The organism is Streptomyces sp. NBC_01506 (assembly GCF_045040295.1).
Taxonomy (GTDB): Bacteria; Actinomycetota; Actinomycetes; order Streptomycetales; family Streptomycetaceae; genus Streptomyces.
Genome location: NZ_CP109422.1, coordinates 6,331,310 through 6,346,866 on the forward strand (window position 1 = coordinate 6,331,310; position 15,557 = coordinate 6,346,866).

Sequence of the window (15,557 nt, forward strand, 5' to 3'; positions counted from 1 at the left end):
TGGCGCGTTGAACCATGCGGAGACGCGCAACGTGTCTGCACTCGACGAGGAGGGTTCCCTTGTTGGAGTTGGAGGTCGGTTATGAAGACCAGTGACGGCTCATGGACGACTGCTCAGCACAGGCCCACGGCCGAGGCGAGCGCGTTGCCGCCCGGTGCGGCTTCCGGCGGGGACGGCGGTGTGCCCTGCGATCTCGTGACCGTCCCGGCCCGCCAGGGCCTGGAGGCCGTCGACATCCTGCGCCGTGGCGCGGGCGAGGCCCCGGCGGTGGGGCCGGTGCTGCTCGACGGGAACTGCGACAACCTCGGATTCCTGGTGCCGCCCGGCACGGCGGCGGGCTGGGACATGCCCGGCAGCGCGTGTACGGAGACGGCCGGCCGGGGACTGCGGGTGCCGGCCGAGCCGCCCGTCACCGGCGGTGCGTGGCTGCTGCCGCCCGACGACGACACCGGGGAGGTCACGGACCCGGAGGTGCTGCGGGAAGCGCTCGGTGAGGCGGCCCGGCTGATCGAGGCGGCCGACGGTCACCGGTAGCGGCCACCGGTAGCGATCGCCGTCGGCGATCGCCGACATGGTGCCGCCGGGTGACAATGGACCGGTGGCGAAGAACCCGACGGCGAAGAACAGGCGGCGTGGACGAGGTGTCCCCGGGCCGGGACCCGGGCACGAGACCACCACCGAGCCGGTCGACGGCGGCCTCGCCGAGCTGGTGCCCGACCGCGAGCGCCCCCGCGCCTGGACGCTGCTGATCGACGGCGCCCCGCAGTCCCACGTCGATCTCGCCGACCCGACGCATCTCACCTTCCCCTACCAGCGCAGACTCGGCCATGTCGCCGATCTCCTCGCCCCCGCGGGCCGCCCGCTGCACGTCGCGCACCTCGGCGGCGGCGCCTTCACCCTCGCCCGTTACGTCGCGGCCACCCGCCCCCGGTCCACCCAGCAGATCGTGGAGCTGGACGCGCCCCTCGTCCAACTGGTCCGCAGGGAACTGCCGTTGGACCCGGCCGCCCGGATCCGGGTCCGCTCCACCGACGCGAGGGCCGGACTCGCCAAGATGCCCGACGACTGGGCCGACCTGGTGATCACGGACGTCTTCGGCGGAGCCCGTACCCCGGCGCATCTCACCAGCGCCGAATTCCTCGCCGACGTACGGCGCGTGCTCAAGCCCGGCGGCGGTTACGCGGCCAACCTGGCCGACGGGCCCCCGCTCGCGCATCTGCGCTCCCAGATCGCCACCGCCGCCACCGTCTTCCCCGAACTGGCGCTCGCCGCCGACCCCGCCGTACTGCGCGGCCGGCGCTTCGGCAACGCCGTACTTCTCGCGTCCGACCGGGAGTTGCCTCTCGCCGAGCTGACGCGCCGGGTCGCGAGCGATCCGCATCCGGGGCGGGTGGAACACGGTCGGTCGCTCACCGACTTCACCGGCGGGGCGGCGGTGGTCACCGACGCGAACGCCAAACCGTCACCCGTACCGCCTGCGGGTACATTCGACTGAACGCGCGTGCGGCATACGAGGCTTACCGGTCCACAGCGCTGTGGTCGGGGAGCATTGGCCGGGTTACGCGGCTCGTGGGCCGCGCCTGTCCTCAATCGCCGGACGGGCTGTAATTGGAACCCTCCCGGCCACAGCGTTACCGCTCGTCCACCTGTACCCGTGGCGCCGAGTCGTGCCACGTGCAGAAGACCGAGATCTCCCTCTCGTCCCGTGTGAACGTCACCCGGATCCAGAAGTCCTGCTTCCACACCTGCATCTGCCAGTCGTCCTCCGGCGTCGCCGACACCAACTCGGCGGACTCGGTGCCGAGATCGAAGACGACCCGGCCGCCGTCCACCGGGTAACTCCGCACGCTCTGCGGCGACTTCGGGGACTTCGAGGACTCGGCCGTGGACGGCTTGTCGTCCGGCATCTCGGACGGGTCCGGGGACTTGGCGGACTCCGGGGCCTTCGGGGACTCCGGGGACGGCGACGGCGGCGGGCTCGGCGGGCGGTGCGTCGAGGAGGCCCGCGGCCGGGCGCCCTGCGCCGTCGCGTTCTCCCCGGTGATCGGAAGCGCCCGCGGCCTGTCGTACACCGTGCCCACCACGACCGTGTGCACGCCCCACCAGGACAGCGTGACCGCCGCCCCGGTCGCGAGCGTCCACGCCATCGCATGTACGAGTCCTCTGCGCATCGAGGCCATACTGCACCACCCGCCCCGCGTGGCGTACGGTGCCGCCCATGCCAAGTGTGCTCGTCGTCGAGGACGACCAGTTCGTGCGCTCCGCCCTCATCAGGCACTTGACCGAGGCCTCCCACACCGTGCGGAGCGTCGGCACCGCCCTGGAGGCGCTGCGCGAGGTCGCCCATTTCCGTTTCGACGTGGTCATCCTCGACCTCGGACTGCCCGATCTCGACGGATCCGAGGCGCTGAAGATGCTGCGCGGGATCACCGATGTGCCGGTGATCATCGCCACGGCGCGGGACGACGAGGCGGAGATCGTACGGCTGTTGAACGACGGAGCCGACGACTACCTCACCAAACCCTTCTCGGTGGAGCATCTGTCGGCCCGGATGGCGGCCGTGCTGCGCCGCTCGCGCGCCACCGCCACCGCCGCCGGCGAACCGCCCTCGGGTGTCATCCGCGTCGGCGGCCTCGCCATCGACCCGCTGCGCCGCCAGGCCGAACTCGACGGTGCGCGGCTGGATCTGACGCGGCGTGAGTTCGACCTGCTCGCCTTCCTCGCCGTACGGCCCGGTGTGGTCGTCGCGCGCAAGGAGCTGCTGGCCGAGGTGTGGCAGCAGTCGTACGGCGACGACCAGACCATCGACGTCCATCTGTCCTGGCTGCGGCGGAAGTTGGGCGAGACGGCGGCCCGGCCCCGCTATCTGCACACACTGCGCGGCGTCGGCGTGAAGCTGGAGCCGCCGGACCTGCGGGCGCCGGCGGCGGGCCCCGGCGCGCACGAGCCCTTGTCATGAGATGGGCACTGGTCAGGGTCTCGCTTGCGGTGACCGCGATGGTCGTGCTCGCCTTCGCCGTCCCGCTCGGTCTCGTCATCAAGGAGATGGCCAAGGACCGGGCCTTCTCCAACGCCGAACGGCAGGCCGCGACCCTCGGCCCGGTGCTCTCCATCGCCCAGGGCCGCGAACAACTGGAGTGGGCCGTACGGTCCAGCCCCATCGGCGACACGGGGCAACTGGCCGTCCATGTGCCGGCTTCCGACGAGCCCGGCAGTCTGCCCATGGAGATCGGCACCCGCCGCGCGGCGCAGAAGGACCTGCTCGCCACCCAGCGGCTCGGCAGGGCCTCGATCGCCGAGGTCAGCGGCGGCTCGGCGCTCCTCCAGCCGATCGCGATCTCCACCGCGAAGATCGCCATCATCGAGGTGTTCGTCCCCGAGGACGAGGTCTCCAACGGCGTCGCCACGGCCTGGCTGGTGCTCGCGGGTGTGGGCATCGCGCTGATCGTGGGCTCCGTCGCCGTGGCCGACCGGCTCGGCGTACGGATGGTCCAGCCCGCCCAGCGGCTCGCGGGCGCCGCCCACGACCTCGGCGAGGGACGGCTCGGCGCCCGGGTCCCGGAGAAGGGTCCGACGGAGCTGCGGTCGGCGGCGATCGCCTTCAACTCCATGGCCGACCAGGTGGTCCAACTCCTCGCCAACGAACGGGAGCTGGCCGCCGACCTCTCGCACCGGCTGCGCACCCCGCTGACCGTGCTGCGCCTCAACGCCGCCTCGCTGGGCGAGAGTCCGGCCGCCGACCAGACGCGGGCGGCCGTCGCCCAGCTCGAACGCGAGGTCGACACCATCATCCGTACGGCCCGCAAGGCCAAGCCCCAGACCCGTGCGACGACGCCCGGCGTGGGCTGCGACGTCTCCGAAGTCATCCATGAGCGCATGGACTTCTGGTCGGCGCTGGCCGAGGACGAGGGCCGGGAAGTACGGCTGGCCGGGGTCGGCCGCCCGCTGCGCATCCCGGTCGCCAGACCCGAACTGGCCGCCGCACTGGACGCGTTGCTCGGCAATGTCTTCCGGCACACCCCGGAGGGCACCGCCTTCGCCGTCGACGTCCACCACGCCGACGACGCCGTGATCGTCCTCGTCTCGGACGCGGGACCCGGGATCGCGGACCCCGAGGCGGCGCTCGTACGCGGCAACAGCGGCGCCCGCGAGGGCTCGACGGGGCTCGGGCTCGACATCGTGCGCAGGGTCGCGGAGTCGACCGGCGGAGACGTACGCATCGGGCGCTCGGTGCTCGGCGGCACGGAGGTACGCATCTGGATCGGGCTCGGGCTCGGCGGGTGGCGCTCCGCGCGGGGTACGCGGTCCGCGCGGTCGGCAGGGGAGCGTCGCGGGCACCGGCTGCGCCGCAGGCGGGCCGAGCATTAATCCGCTCCCAACGGATCCTTAAGGGGACCTCAAGAACGGCAACGCCCGTCCGCTATGGGTGACTTGTCGGGAGCGGGGCGGCTAGCGTGCAGCCGCGAGACCGTACGAACCGCACGGCTGCCGTCCCCACCGGTCGCCGCCGCCCGCGCCCCGGCCGGCCACCCGAACCCCCCACCCGGCCGGGGCGCGCCCCGACGACAGGGTCTACACCGCCGCGTCCGGCAGGATCCCCGTCTCCGTCAGGCGTGCGTACCAGCGGGCGCTCGACTTCGGGGTGCGTACCTGCGTCCCGTAGTCGACGTGCACCGCCCCGAACCGCTTCCCGTACCCCCGCTCCCACTCGAAGTTGTCCAGCAGCGACCAGAGGAAGTAGCCACGTACATCCGCCCCGTCGGCCATCGCCCGGTGCACCGCCGACAGATGCCCGTGCAGGAAGCGGATCCGGTCCGGGTCGTGGACCGCGCCCTGCGCGTCCGGCTTGTCGTCGTACGCCGCGCCGTTCTCGGTGATCACCAGCGGTACCTCGGGCGCCTCGCGCGTGTAGCGCATCAGCACGTCGTACAGCCCGGTCGGATCGACCGACCAGCCCATCTCGGTTACCTCGCCCGGCGGCTGATGGAACGTCACCGAATCCGCGCCGGGCCAGGGGGACTTCTCGCCCGCGCCTCGCGTGCGGCTGTCACGGCGCGACGCGTCCGCCCCGGTGCCCGTCGCGGCCGAAACCAGGTGCGGGGTGTAGTAGTTGACGCCCAGCCAGTCCAGCGGTTGATGGATCGTCGCCGCGTCGTCGGCCTTCACGAAGGACCAGTCGGTGATCCGCGCGGTGTCCTTGAACAGATCCTCGGGATACGCGCCCGACAGCATCGGCCCGGTGAAGATCCGGTTGGCCAGCGCGTCGATACGGCGCCGCGCGTCCAGGTCCTCCGGCGACTGCGAACGGGCCCGTACCGCCGCCGCGTTGTGGCACACGGTGATCTGCGCCCGCCGGGGCAGCACCGTCCGCAGCGCCTGGGCGGCCAGCCCATGACCGAGGTTGAGATGGTGCGCGGCCCGTAGCGCGAGCACCGGATCCGTACGGCCGGGCGCGTGCACCCCGGAGGCGTACCCCAGAAACGCGCTGCACCAGGGCTCGTTGAGCGTCACCCACCGGTCGACCCGGTCACCGAGCGCGTCACCGAGGATCCGCGCGTACTCCGCGAACCGGAACGCCGTCTCACGCACCGGCCAGCCGCCCGCCGTCTCCAGATCGTGCGGCAGATCCCAGTGGTAGAGGGTCAGCACGGGCCGTATGCCGCGCTCCAGCAGGTCGTCGACGAGCTTGCGGTAGAAGTCGAGACCGCGCTGTACGGCCGGGCCGCGCCCGATGGGCTGCACACGCGACCAGGAGACCGAGAAGCGGTACGCGTTCACCCCGAGGTCCGCCATGAGCCGCACGTCCTCGGCCCGGCGGTGGATGTGGTCGGCGGCGGTGTCACCCGTGTCGCCGTTCTCGACCTTGCCGGGCGTGTGGCTGAAGGTGTCCCAGATCGACGGGGTACGGCCGATCTCCCGCGCGCCGCCCTCGATCTGATAGGCGGCGGTGGCGGTGCCCCATATGAAGTCGGACGGAAAGCTGAGGGACATGGGTGCGCTCCGGGTCGGGGAGTGGGCGGGCGGGTCGGTCGCGGAACGGGATCGGTCGCGGTTCGGCGGACCGGGAGAAACGGGCGGTCAGCCCTTGACCGCACCAGTCATGATGCCACCGACAATATGCTTGCCGAAGATCACGAAGGCCAGCAGCAGCGGCAGCGTACCGAGCAGCGCACCGGCCATGATCACCGACTGGTCGGGAATGTAGCCACGGCCCAGACCCGTGAGCGCGACCTGCACGGTCGGGTTGCCGTTCTGGGTGAGCGCGATGATCGGCCAGAAGAAGTCGTTCCAGGCCAGTACGAAGGTCAGCATGCCCAGCACCGCCATCGCGGGCCGCGCCGCCGGGAAGACGACGTGCCACACGACCCGCCAACTGCTCGCGCCGTCCACCCGCGCCGCCTCGACCAGCTCGGTCGGCAGCGCCTGAAGCAGATACTGCCGCATGAAGAACACCCCGAACGCGCTGACCAGCGTGGGCAGGACGACCGACTGGAGCCGGTCGGTCCACGACAGCTCGGCGATCAGCATGTACAGGGGTACGACCCCGAGCTGCGGCGGCACCATCATCGTGCCGATCACCAGCAGCAGAAGCAGATTCTTGAACCGGAAGCGGAGCTTGGCGAAGGCGAAGCCCGCGAGCGTCGAGAACAGCACCGTCCCGGCGGCCACGGTCCCGGCCACCAGGAGCGTGTTGAACAGCGCCGTACCCATGTTGGCGTCGGTCCAGGCGATACGGAGATTGCGGACGAGGTTGCGGCCGAACCAGAAGGGCGGCGGAGTCTGTGCCAGCCGGGTGGTGTTGCGGGACGCCGCGATCGCGGTCCAGACGAGGGGGAACAGCGAGCCGGCGGCGAACAGGGTCAGGACGGCGTAGGTGATCCACCCGGCGCGGCGCCCCGGAGTCACGCCCGGCATCATGAACTCCTCCGTAGCCGGCGGGCGATCAGCCAGTTCACCGCGCCGATGATCAGCAGGATCAGGAACATCGCCCAGGCGATCGCCGAGGCCCGGCCGAGATGCAGATTCACCCAGCCCTGCTCGTACAGATAGAGCCCCAGCGTCTGGAACTGGTGGTCGGCGCCGCCGGTCGCGCCCGCGCCGCCGTTGAACAGCAGCGGCTCACCGAAGAGTTGGGTCGCGCCGATCGTCGAGACGACACAGGTGAACAGGATCGTGGGCCGCAGGGACGGGACGGTCACATGCCGGAACTGCTGGAGCGGCGAGGCCCCGTCGAGCGCCGCCGACTCGTACAGCTCGTGGGGGATCGACTGCATCGCCGCCAGATAGATCAGCGCGTTGTAGCCCGTCCACCGCCATACGACGATGGTGGAGACCGCGAGCTGGGACGTCCACGTACCGTTCTGCCAGTCGACCGCGTCCAGACCGGCCAGCCCCAGACCCCAGTTGATCATTCCGTGGTCACGGCCGAAGAGAAGGACGAACACCAGCGTGGCCGCCGCGACACTCGTGGCGTACGGCGTGAGCACGGCAACCCGGAAGAACATCGAGCCGCGCAGCCGGTAGTTGAGCAGATGCGCGACGCCCAGCGCGATCAGCAACTGCGGGACGGTCGACAGCAGTCCGATGGTCACGGTGTTCGTCAGGGCGTTCCAGAAGAATTCGTCCCCCAGCAGCCGCGAGAAGTTGCGCGGCCCCACCCACTCCATGCGGTCGGGCGCGGTGAGTTCGACCCGGTGCAGCGAGGCCCAGCCGGTGTAGAGCAGCGGGAAGAGGCCGAAGACGGCGAAGAAGAGGAAGAACGGGGCGACGAAGGCGTACGGGCTCCACCGGGTGTCCCAGCGATGCAACCGGCTCCGCCGTGGCGGGCGCGTGGCCGGCCCGCCGGTCGGCTCCGGAAGCCGCGCCGTGCCCTCCTCCCACCCGGAGGGCGCCACCGTGGTGGTGTCGCCCGCCACGCCTGGCACGTCTGCCACGCCTGCCACGTCTGCCATGTCGCTCACCGGTCAAGGGCGTTGTCGATCGCCTTGACCGCCGCGTCCCAGCCCTGCTTCGACGACCGGCCCTTCTGGTCGACCTGGAGCATGCCGATGTCCGCGAGGTTCTGGGCGATGATCAGGTCCTTCGGACCCACGATCTGGACCGGTACGCCCTGTGCGGCGCCCGCGAAGATCCGGCCCATCGGCGCGTTGCCGAAGTAGGCGTGCCGCGCGCCGGATACGGCCGGCAGGTCGTACGCGGCCTGCGCACTCGGAAAGCTGCCGCGCCTCTCGAACAGCTTCGCCTGCTGCTCGGGCGCGGTCAGCCAGGCGACGAGCCTGGCCGCGGCGGCCTTGTTCCGCCCGGCCTGCGGCACGGTCAGGAACGAGCCGCCCCAGTTGCTCGGCCGGGGCGCCGCCGCCACGTCCCACTTGCCCCGGCCCGCCTCACCCGCCTTGTCCTGGATGTAGCCGAGCATCCAGGCCGGACAGGAGACGGTGGCGAACGTCGCGTTGGCGAAGCCCTGGTCCCACGCGGGCGTGAACTGCTGGAGCCTGCCGGTCAGCCCCTCGCGGGCGAACTCGGCGGCGGTGTCCCAGGCTTGCCGTACGGCCGGGTTGGTCTTGTAGACGACCTTGCCGTCCGCGTCGTAGAAGCGTTTCTCGTTCCCGCCGGTGATCGCCGCCATGACCCCGGCCGCCGAGTCGACGAAGACCGTCCCCCTGGGCGCCCGCGCCTTGTACCGCTTCCCCGCCGCCAGATACGCGCGCCAGTCGCCCGCCCACAGCTTTCCCACGGCCGTACGGTCGGTGGGCAGCCCGGCCTTGGCGAAGAGGTCCCTGCGGTAGCAGATCCCCTGCGGTCCGATGTCCGTGCCCAGGCCGACGGTCTTCCCGTGGGCGGTGGTGGCCTGTGACCACTTCCAGGGCAGGAAGCTGTCCTTGCGCACGCCCTCGGTCCGGCCCAGGTCCATGAGCCTGCCCGACTGGGTGGCGGTGACCTCGGCGATGTTGTTGACCTCGACGGCCTGGATGTCGGCGAGCCCGCTGCCGCTGGCCAGATGGGTGAGGAGCTGCGGGTAGTAGTTCTCGTTGCGCTCGATGGAGGTCTGCTTGATGACGACGTCCTTGTTGCGCTTCATGTACTCGTCGTAGAGCCCGGCCTCCTTGAGACCGAACGCCCCGAAGACCCCCACGGTGAGCGTCGTCCCACCGCCGCCCCCACCCCCGCCGCTCGCCCCACCGACGGATCCGACGGAGGGTTCGGCCGGATCCTCGGCACAACCGCCCACCGACCCGGCCCCGAACACGACGACGGCCACGAGCCCCACCAGTCGACGGGACGTGCGGGAATGTGTGCGCATGACGTCCTTTCCCCGGACAGATATGGGAGCGCTCCCATGGAACGGGTCGAGCGTCCCCGCTCGCATGAGAGGAGTCAAGGGACCGGGCGGCACGGCCGCCCGCGACCTTCGGAAGGGCGGCGACAGCCGGGCATCCGGTCCGCCGGTTCGGGGCCGGGATGCCGCTACGGGGTGAAGATCACGCCTCCGGGCGTGGACGTGGGGACGACGGCACCTTCACGTACGACTGACAAGCTCGTCGACCCCACGTGCTCGCACCGGGGATCTGCGGCACCTGGCGCTACCGGTACGTCAAGTAGCCGCCACCGTCCCCCGGCGAAGCCGGAACGCATGACGAAGGCCGGACCTGTTTTCCCAGGTCCGGCCTTGATCATTCAGGGTGAGTAACGGGACTTGAACCCGCGACATCCTGGACCACAACCAGGTGCTCTACCAGCTGAGCTATACCCACCATGCCCGGTCAATTCCGTGCCCGACCGGCCGAGAAAAAGTGTACAGGGTCCGCGAGGGTGCTCGCGCCCGAGTTATTCCGGGCCTGTGCCGGGCGCCGAGGGGCCCCGCGGCCCGTACGCCTCACAGCACGTGCTTCGCCGCGATCGCCTTCGCCGTGTCCGAGTCCGGGCCGGGCTGCGGCACGAAGACCGCCTCACGGTAGTAGCGCAGCTCCGCGATGGACTCACGGATGTCGGCCAGCGCCCGGTGGTTGCCGCCCTTCTCCGGGCTGTTGAAGTACGCGCGCGGGTACCAGCGGCGCGCAAGCTCCTTGACCGAGGAGACATCGACGATCCGGTAGTGGAGGTAGCCCTCCAGCTCCGGCATGTCCCGCAGCAGGAAGCCGCGGTCGGTGCCGACCGTGTTGCCGCACAGCGGCGCCCTGCCCGGCTCCTTGACATGCTCGCGTACGTACGCCAGGACCCGCTCCTCGGCGTCGGCCAGGGTCGTACCGCCGGCCAGCTCGTCGAGGAGGCCCGAGGCGGTGTGCATCTGCCGCACCACCTCGGGCATCGTCTCCAGCGCCGCGTCCGGAGGACGCACGACGATGTCGACCCCCTCGCCGAGCACGTTCAGCTCCGAGTCGGTGACCAGCGCGGCCACCTCGATGAGTGCGTCCTCCGTCAGCGAGAGCCCGGTCATCTCGCAGTCGATCCACACCATTCGATCGTTCATACGCCTTACCCTACGGTGCGCTCCGCTGACCGGGCAGGCTCGGGCGGCCCTGACCGGAGGCGAAAGCCTCCGAGTAGGACTTGACCTGCTCCGGCACCGTCGAAGAGGCCGTCGCGGAACCGGACGGGGCGGTGGCCGCCGCCGTCCGCCGGGCCTGCACGGACACCTGCGGCGGTACGACCTGTTCGACCGTCCCCGGACCGAGCTGGTCCCCGTGCGGACGGCGGGCCCGGTAGGCGGCCCGGTACGCGGCGGGGGACGAGCCGAGCTGGCGGCGGAAGTGCCCGCGCAGCGCCACCGGCGAGCGGAAGCCGCAGCGGCCCGCGACCTCGTCCACCGAGTAGTCGGAGGTCTCCAGCAGCCGCTGCGCCTGGAGCACGCGCTGCGTGATCAGCCACTGCAACGGCGCGCTGCCGGTGAGCGAGCGGAAGCGGCGGTCGAACGTCCTGCGGCTCATATAGGCGCGGGCGGCCAGAGTCTCCACGTCGAACTGCTCGTGCAGATGCTCCAGCGCCCAGGCCACGACCTCGGCGAGCGGGTCGGAGCCGATCTCCTCTGGTAAAGACCTGTCGAGATAGCGCTCCTGACCGCCACTGCGCCGCGGCGGGACGACGAGTCTGCGCGCCAGTGCCCCGGCGGCCTCGGTCCCGTGATCCGTACGCACTATGTGCAGGCACAGATCGATTCCGGCCGCCGTGCCCGCGGAGGTGAGCACATCGCCGTCGTCCACGAACAGTTCACGCGGATCGACATGGACGGACGGATACCGCTTGGCGAGCGTCGGCGCGTACATCCAGTGCGTGGTCGCCGGGCGGCCGTCCAGCAGGCCGGCCGCGGCGAGCACGAACGCGCCGGTGCACAGTCCGACGATCCGGGCGCCTTCCTCGTGCGCGCGGCGCAGCGCGTCCAGCGCTTCGGGCGGTGGCGGCGAGGTGATCGACCGCCAGGCCGGGACGACGACCGTGCCCGCTCTGCCGATCGCCTCCAGGCCGTACGGCGTGGTGAGTTCGAGCCCGCCGGTGGTGCGCAGCGGACCTTCCTCCCCACCGCATACGAGCAGCCGGTATCGCGGGACCCCGGCATCCTGGCGGTCGATGCCGAACACGGAGAGCGGGATGGAGCTCTCGAAGATGGGCCCACCACTGAACAGCAGCACGGCGACGACTTCCCGGCGGCGGCGGCCGGAAAGCTTCCGTACTGACTCCGGTGCGGCAATGGAGTCCTGGCTCATGGCGCTAAGCCCCCCTCGGTGTTCGCGTCTCCCCGTTCGTGTCGGGTCTTTCGCTCCTGCACGATTCCCCTCGGTTTTGCACGGGACCCCACTCTTCGATACTCATGATCGAATCTACTGTGTCCCGTGGTGCCGGCGTGACAAGTTCGGTATCCGGCGCTATGTCGACAAGGCAACTTGGCGCGAAGCATTCGATCACGAAGCGTTCCACTCACAGGGCCCACAGGGAAGTACGCCTCACGCGCATGGCCCGTCCCCGTAGGCCCTTCGCGGCCGGAAAGGACCTCTCTGCCCTGGTGGCAAGGGGGTTGACAGGCCATTTCGCCAAGGATCGGTCGCAGGGGTGAAGTTGGCTGAAAACTTACGGGTGTGCGGGCCGGGAAGCGTCAGTCTCCCGGCGCACTTCAGTCATGTGCACGTGCGCCCCGACGCGCCCCCTGGGCCTTGGTGTTACCCGCCGTACGCAGCGCCCGGACGGACCGCTCCGAACGCCGCAGCAGCAGCCGGCAGACCGCCGTCACCGCGAGAAGTCCGAGCGCGGGTACGGCGGCTCCGCCGACAGACGTGCCGAAAACGACGAGCACCACCGGCACGAGCAGACAACTGAACGCGGCCCAGCGAACCACATCGCTCACGGAGTCGGCGGAGGCCGCCGACGCGGTGGACGTGGCCGACGCGGTCGACGCGGTGGACGTGGCCGGCGCGGGTGATGCGGGTGACGCGGAGTCCGGTCCCGAGGGGGAGGCGTGGTGGTGCGGTCGTACGGACACGTGAGCTCCCTGGTGACGGGGGCGGCCGTGGTGACCGGAGTGACCGCGCCGACCACGGGGGACCCATGATCAACGAGGCGTCCGGCCGTCCGGTCACTTACCACCCCCCGGGTGGCCCGCCCCCGATGTCCCTGTGCCCGTCCCCGTGCCAGTCCCGGTGTACGTGCCATCCGGCGTTGCGATCCCCGACGGGCTCGGGCATGCTCCCCAAGGACGCCGCGTACGCGGCGGCGGTGCCTGGGCAGAAGAGGAGTGTCGCCGTACCCTTGCGGGTAAGGGGTTGGGAAGATGATTCCCAGACTGATTGCCAGACACAGCCCCGTCGCCCCGTCAATTGTCGCTCCTTCACACAAGGACCTCCCTCGCCGAGACATCGATGGCCGGTCACGAAATCCCCGAACCCGCTGACCGCGAGCAGTTGACCGACCCCGCGTCGGACCTGCAAGCGGCGGAAGACACACGCCAGTCCTGCGACCCCGCCTTCCGGCACGGAGTGGTGGTCGGCTTCGACGGCTCGACCTCCAGCGAGCGCGCGCTCGCCTACGCCATCGGAATGGCCCGCAGACTCGGATCGGCCCTGATCATCGTGCATGTGGCCAACCGCCTGCCCACCACCGTCTGGGCGGGCTGCGAGCCCCCCGTCTTCGTGGACGTCCCCGACCACCGCACCGAGGTCCTCGGGCTCGAACTGGCCTGCGCCGACTATCTCGCCGAGGTGCCGTGGATCCTCGTCGAGCGCGGCGGCGACATCTGCCACGAACTCGAAGAGGTCGGGCAGGAGTACTCCGCCGACGCGATCGTCGTCGGCTCCACGCACGGCATCGTCGGACGCATCTTCGGCACGGTGGCGGGGCGCCTGGCACGACGGGCCCAACGGCCCGTCGTGGTCATCCCGTAGCCGCCCCGCCCTCGTAGCTACTCGACCGTCACGGACTTCGCGAGGTTGCGCGGCTTGTCGATGTCCCGGCCCAGCGCCAACGCCGTGTGATAGGCGAGCAGTTGGAGCGGGATTCCCATCAGGATCGGGTCCAGCTCCGGCTCGTTCTTCGGCACCACGATCGTCTGGTCGGCCTTCGGCTGCTCCTGGTGCGCGACCGCCAGGATCCGGCCGCTGCGCGCCTTGATCTCCTCCAGCGCCGCGCGGTTCTTCTCCAGCAGGTCGTCGTCCGGCACGATCGCCACCGTGGGCAGCGCCGGCTCGATGAGCGCGAGCGGCCCGTGCTTCAGCTCGGACGCCGGATACGCCTCGGCGTGGATGTACGAGATCTCCTTGAGCTTCAGCGATGCCTCAAGTGCCACCGGATAGCCGCGTACCCGGCCGATGAACATCATCGACTTCGCGTCCGCGTACTCCTGCGCCACCTTCTCGATCTCGGGCTCGGACCGAAGAATCTCCTCGATCTGGGCGGGCAGCCCGCGCAGCCCCGCGATGATCCGCTTGCCGTCCGCGACCGACAGATCGCGGATCCGGCCCAGATGCAGCGCCAGCAGCGCGAAGGACACCACCGTGTTGGTGAAGCACTTCGTGGAGACGACACAGACCTCGGGGCCCGCGTGCACGTACACGCCGCCGTCCGTCTCCCGCGCGATCGCCGAGCCGACGACGTTCACGACGCCGAGCACCCGGGCGCCCTTGCGCTTGAGCTCCTGCACGGCCGCCAGGACGTCGTACGTCTCGCCCGACTGCGACACGGCGATGTAGAGCGTGTCGGGGTCCACGACCGGGTTGCGGTAACGGAATTCGGACGCGGGCTCGGCATCCGCCGGGATCCGCGCCAGCGACTCGATCAGCCCGGCGCCGATGAGACCCGCGTGGTACGAGGTGCCACAGCCGAGGATCTTGATGCGCCGCACCCCGCGCGCCTCGCGCGCGTCCAGATTCAGCCCGCCCAGATGCACGGTCGAGAACCGGTCGTCGATCCGGCCGCGCAGCACCCGGTCCACGGCGTCCGCCTGCTCGGAGATCTCCTTGTGCATGTACGTGTCGTGGCCACCCATGTCGTACGACTCGGCCTCCCACTCCACGGTGGTCGGCGTGGCCGAGGTGCGCGAGCCCTCGGTGGTGTACGTACGGAAGTCGTCGGCCTTGATGGTGGCCATCTCGCCGTCGTCCAGCGTGACGACCTGGCGGGTGTGGGAGACCAGCGCGGCGACGTCGGAGGCGACGAACATCTCCTTCTCGCCGATGCCCAGGACGACGGGCGAGCCGTTGCGGGCGACGACGATACGGTCCGCGAAGTCGGCGTGCAGCACCGCGATGCCGTACGTGCCCTCCACCAGCTTCAGCGACTGGCGGACCTTCTCCTCCAGCGTCTCGGCCCGCGAGCGCGCGATGAGATGGGTCAGGACCTCGGTGTCGGTCTCGGAGAGGAACACGACACCGTCTGCCTCCAGCTTCACGCGCAGCTCGGTGGCGTTGTCGATGATGCCGTTGTGGACGAGGGCGACCTTGTTCTCCGGGTCCAGGTGCGGGTGCGCGTTCTCGTCGCTCGGGGCGCCGTGGGTGGCCCAGCGGGTGTGGGCGATACCCGTGGTGCCGGCGAAGCGCTTGGGGACGCGGGACTCCAGCTCACGAACGCGGCCCTTGGCCTTGACCATCCGCAGGGCCGCGGGCTTGCCCGCGGTCGCCTTGCCGCTGATGACCAGCCCCGCGGAGTCGTACCCCCGGTACTCAAGCCGCTGCAAGCCCTCCAGCAGCAGTGGAGCGACGTCACGCCTTCCGATGTAACCGACGATCCCGCACATATCAGTCTCTGTCCCTCCGCCGATCCGCGTTCAGTGGTGTGCTCAGCCGTAGACGATGCGCCGGAGCTGCCTGAGGGACAGCTCCGGCGGCGCGACCGCGCGGTGCGGCAGTTCGGCCGCGATCCGCTCGAAGATCTCCGGGTTGGTGGCGCCGCCACCGGCCTGGAGCTCGCGGTGTCTGCGCCGGACGAACTCGTCGGTTGTCTCGTCGAAGTACGCCAGGACGTCCAGGACCACCCGGGCCGCCTCGCCGCGCGGGAGCGCGGTGCTGCGTACGAGATGGTCGACAAGGTCGTCGTGGGACGAGGGTGAACGGCGTTCGAGCACCCGTCGATACTGCGGG

15 protein-coding genes and 1 tRNA gene are annotated in these 15,557 nt (G+C 70.6%); 5 read left to right on the forward strand and 11 right to left on the reverse strand.

Annotation, left to right across the window (positions count from 1 at the left end; translation table 11 throughout):
* Nucleotides 1-81 precede the first annotated feature (81 nt).
* Together OG329_RS28150 and OG329_RS28155 are read left to right on the forward strand one after the other, a co-directional pair.
* Nucleotides 82-534: a hypothetical protein gene (locus OG329_RS28150; protein WP_405799113.1), complete on the forward strand. Its 453-nt coding sequence runs from the start codon at nt 82-84 to the stop codon at nt 532-534.
* Nucleotides 535-598: 64 nt separating this feature from the next.
* Nucleotides 599-1,495, forward strand: a complete 897-nt coding sequence (locus OG329_RS28155) for a spermidine synthase (protein WP_405799114.1) — start codon at nt 599-601, stop codon at nt 1,493-1,495.
* Between the two features lie 136 nt (nt 1,496-1,631).
* Here OG329_RS28155 and OG329_RS28160 read toward each other — a convergent pair whose 3' ends face one another.
* Entirely contained in the window at nt 1,632-2,180 is a 549-nt protein-coding gene (locus OG329_RS28160) for a hypothetical protein (RefSeq protein WP_405799116.1), read from the reverse strand.
* A gap of 38 nt (nt 2,181-2,218) precedes the next feature.
* Between OG329_RS28160 and OG329_RS28165 the strand changes: the two genes are divergently transcribed.
* Nucleotides 2,219-2,959 (forward strand): response regulator transcription factor, encoded by a 741-nt coding sequence (locus tag OG329_RS28165; protein ID WP_405799118.1) that lies wholly within the window; start codon nt 2,219-2,221, stop codon nt 2,957-2,959.
* The gene (locus tag OG329_RS28170; protein ID WP_405799119.1) at nt 2,956-4,368 is read left to right on the forward strand and encodes a sensor histidine kinase; all 1,413 of its coding nucleotides are present in this window, start codon (nt 2,956-2,958) and stop codon (nt 4,366-4,368) included. The genes OG329_RS28165 and OG329_RS28170 overlap by 4 nt, the downstream gene beginning before the upstream one ends.
* Before the next feature lie 204 nt (nt 4,369-4,572).
* Here the strand turns inward: OG329_RS28170 and OG329_RS28175 are convergent, their stop codons facing one another.
* The 8 genes from OG329_RS28175 to OG329_RS28210 form a co-directional block, all read right to left on the reverse strand.
* On the reverse strand, nt 4,573-5,991 hold the full coding sequence (locus tag OG329_RS28175) for a glycoside hydrolase family 1 protein (protein WP_405799121.1): 1,419 nt from the start codon (nt 5,989-5,991) through the stop codon (nt 4,573-4,575).
* Nucleotides 5,992-6,078: 87 nt separating this feature from the next.
* Nucleotides 6,079-6,918 carry a carbohydrate ABC transporter permease gene (locus tag OG329_RS28180; RefSeq protein ID WP_405799123.1) on the reverse strand — a complete coding sequence of 280 codons (840 nt, stop codon included), beginning with the start codon at nt 6,916-6,918 and terminating at the stop codon, nt 6,079-6,081.
* Nucleotides 6,915-7,916 (reverse strand): carbohydrate ABC transporter permease, encoded by a 1,002-nt coding sequence (locus OG329_RS28185; RefSeq protein WP_405802064.1) that lies wholly within the window; start codon nt 7,914-7,916, stop codon nt 6,915-6,917. Before OG329_RS28185 ends, OG329_RS28180 begins: the two co-directional genes overlap by 4 nt.
* A 41-nt stretch (nt 7,917-7,957) precedes the next feature.
* Entirely contained in the window at nt 7,958-9,301 is a 1,344-nt protein-coding gene (locus OG329_RS28190) for an ABC transporter substrate-binding protein (RefSeq protein ID WP_405799125.1), read from the reverse strand.
* 378 nt (nt 9,302-9,679) lie between these two features.
* Nucleotides 9,680-9,752, reverse strand: a tRNA-His gene (locus OG329_RS28195).
* A gap of 122 nt (nt 9,753-9,874) precedes the next feature.
* On the reverse strand, nt 9,875-10,468 hold the full coding sequence (orn, locus tag OG329_RS28200; RefSeq protein ID WP_405799126.1) for an oligoribonuclease: 594 nt from the start codon (nt 10,466-10,468) through the stop codon (nt 9,875-9,877).
* Nucleotides 10,469-10,478: 10 nt separating this feature from the next.
* Nucleotides 10,479-11,699, reverse strand: coding sequence for a GlxA family transcriptional regulator (locus OG329_RS28205; RefSeq protein WP_405799128.1), 1,221 nt, complete (start codon nt 11,697-11,699; stop codon nt 10,479-10,481).
* Nucleotides 11,700-12,103: 404 nt separating this feature from the next.
* Nucleotides 12,104-12,469 carry a hypothetical protein gene (locus OG329_RS28210; RefSeq protein ID WP_405799130.1) on the reverse strand — a complete coding sequence of 122 codons (366 nt, stop codon included), beginning with the start codon at nt 12,467-12,469 and terminating at the stop codon, nt 12,104-12,106.
* Between the two features lie 376 nt (nt 12,470-12,845).
* On the opposite strand from OG329_RS28210, the gene OG329_RS28215 reads away from it, so the two are divergent.
* Nucleotides 12,846-13,367 carry a universal stress protein gene (locus tag OG329_RS28215; RefSeq protein ID WP_405799132.1) on the forward strand — a complete coding sequence of 174 codons (522 nt, stop codon included), beginning with the start codon at nt 12,846-12,848 and terminating at the stop codon, nt 13,365-13,367.
* 17 nt (nt 13,368-13,384) lie between these two features.
* Here the strand turns inward: OG329_RS28215 and glmS are convergent, their stop codons facing one another.
* Both glmS and OG329_RS28225 read right to left on the reverse strand, forming a co-directional pair.
* On the reverse strand, nt 13,385-15,214 hold the full coding sequence (glmS, locus tag OG329_RS28220) for a glutamine--fructose-6-phosphate transaminase (isomerizing) (RefSeq protein ID WP_405799133.1): 1,830 nt from the start codon (nt 15,212-15,214) through the stop codon (nt 13,385-13,387).
* 42 nt (nt 15,215-15,256) lie between these two features.
* Entirely contained in the window at nt 15,257-15,541 is a 285-nt protein-coding gene (locus tag OG329_RS28225) for a hypothetical protein (protein ID WP_405799135.1), read from the reverse strand.
* Nucleotides 15,542-15,557 lie beyond the last annotated feature (16 nt).

Coding starts and splice junctions, on each gene's coding strand:
- OG329_RS28170 (WP_405799119.1), top strand. CDS start 2,956: ATGAGATGGGCACTGGTCAGGGTCTCGCTTGCGGTGACCGCGATGGTC.
- glmS (WP_405799133.1), bottom strand. CDS start 15,214: ATGTGCGGGATCGTCGGTTACATCGGAAGGCGTGACGTCGCTCCACTG.
- OG329_RS28215 (WP_405799132.1), top strand. CDS start 12,846: ATGGCCGGTCACGAAATCCCCGAACCCGCTGACCGCGAGCAGTTGACC.
- OG329_RS28150 (WP_405799113.1), top strand. CDS start 82: ATGAAGACCAGTGACGGCTCATGGACGACTGCTCAGCACAGGCCCACG.
- OG329_RS28205 (WP_405799128.1), bottom strand. CDS start 11,699: ATGAGCCAGGACTCCATTGCCGCACCGGAGTCAGTACGGAAGCTTTCC.
- OG329_RS28190 (WP_405799125.1), bottom strand. CDS start 9,301: ATGCGCACACATTCCCGCACGTCCCGTCGACTGGTGGGGCTCGTGGCC.
- OG329_RS28175 (WP_405799121.1), bottom strand. CDS start 5,991: ATGTCCCTCAGCTTTCCGTCCGACTTCATATGGGGCACCGCCACCGCC.
- OG329_RS28180 (WP_405799123.1), bottom strand. CDS start 6,918: ATGATGCCGGGCGTGACTCCGGGGCGCCGCGCCGGGTGGATCACCTAC.
- OG329_RS28165 (WP_405799118.1), top strand. CDS start 2,219: ATGCCAAGTGTGCTCGTCGTCGAGGACGACCAGTTCGTGCGCTCCGCC.
- OG329_RS28160 (WP_405799116.1), bottom strand. CDS start 2,180: ATGGCCTCGATGCGCAGAGGACTCGTACATGCGATGGCGTGGACGCTC.
- orn (WP_405799126.1), bottom strand. CDS start 10,468: ATGAACGATCGAATGGTGTGGATCGACTGCGAGATGACCGGGCTCTCG.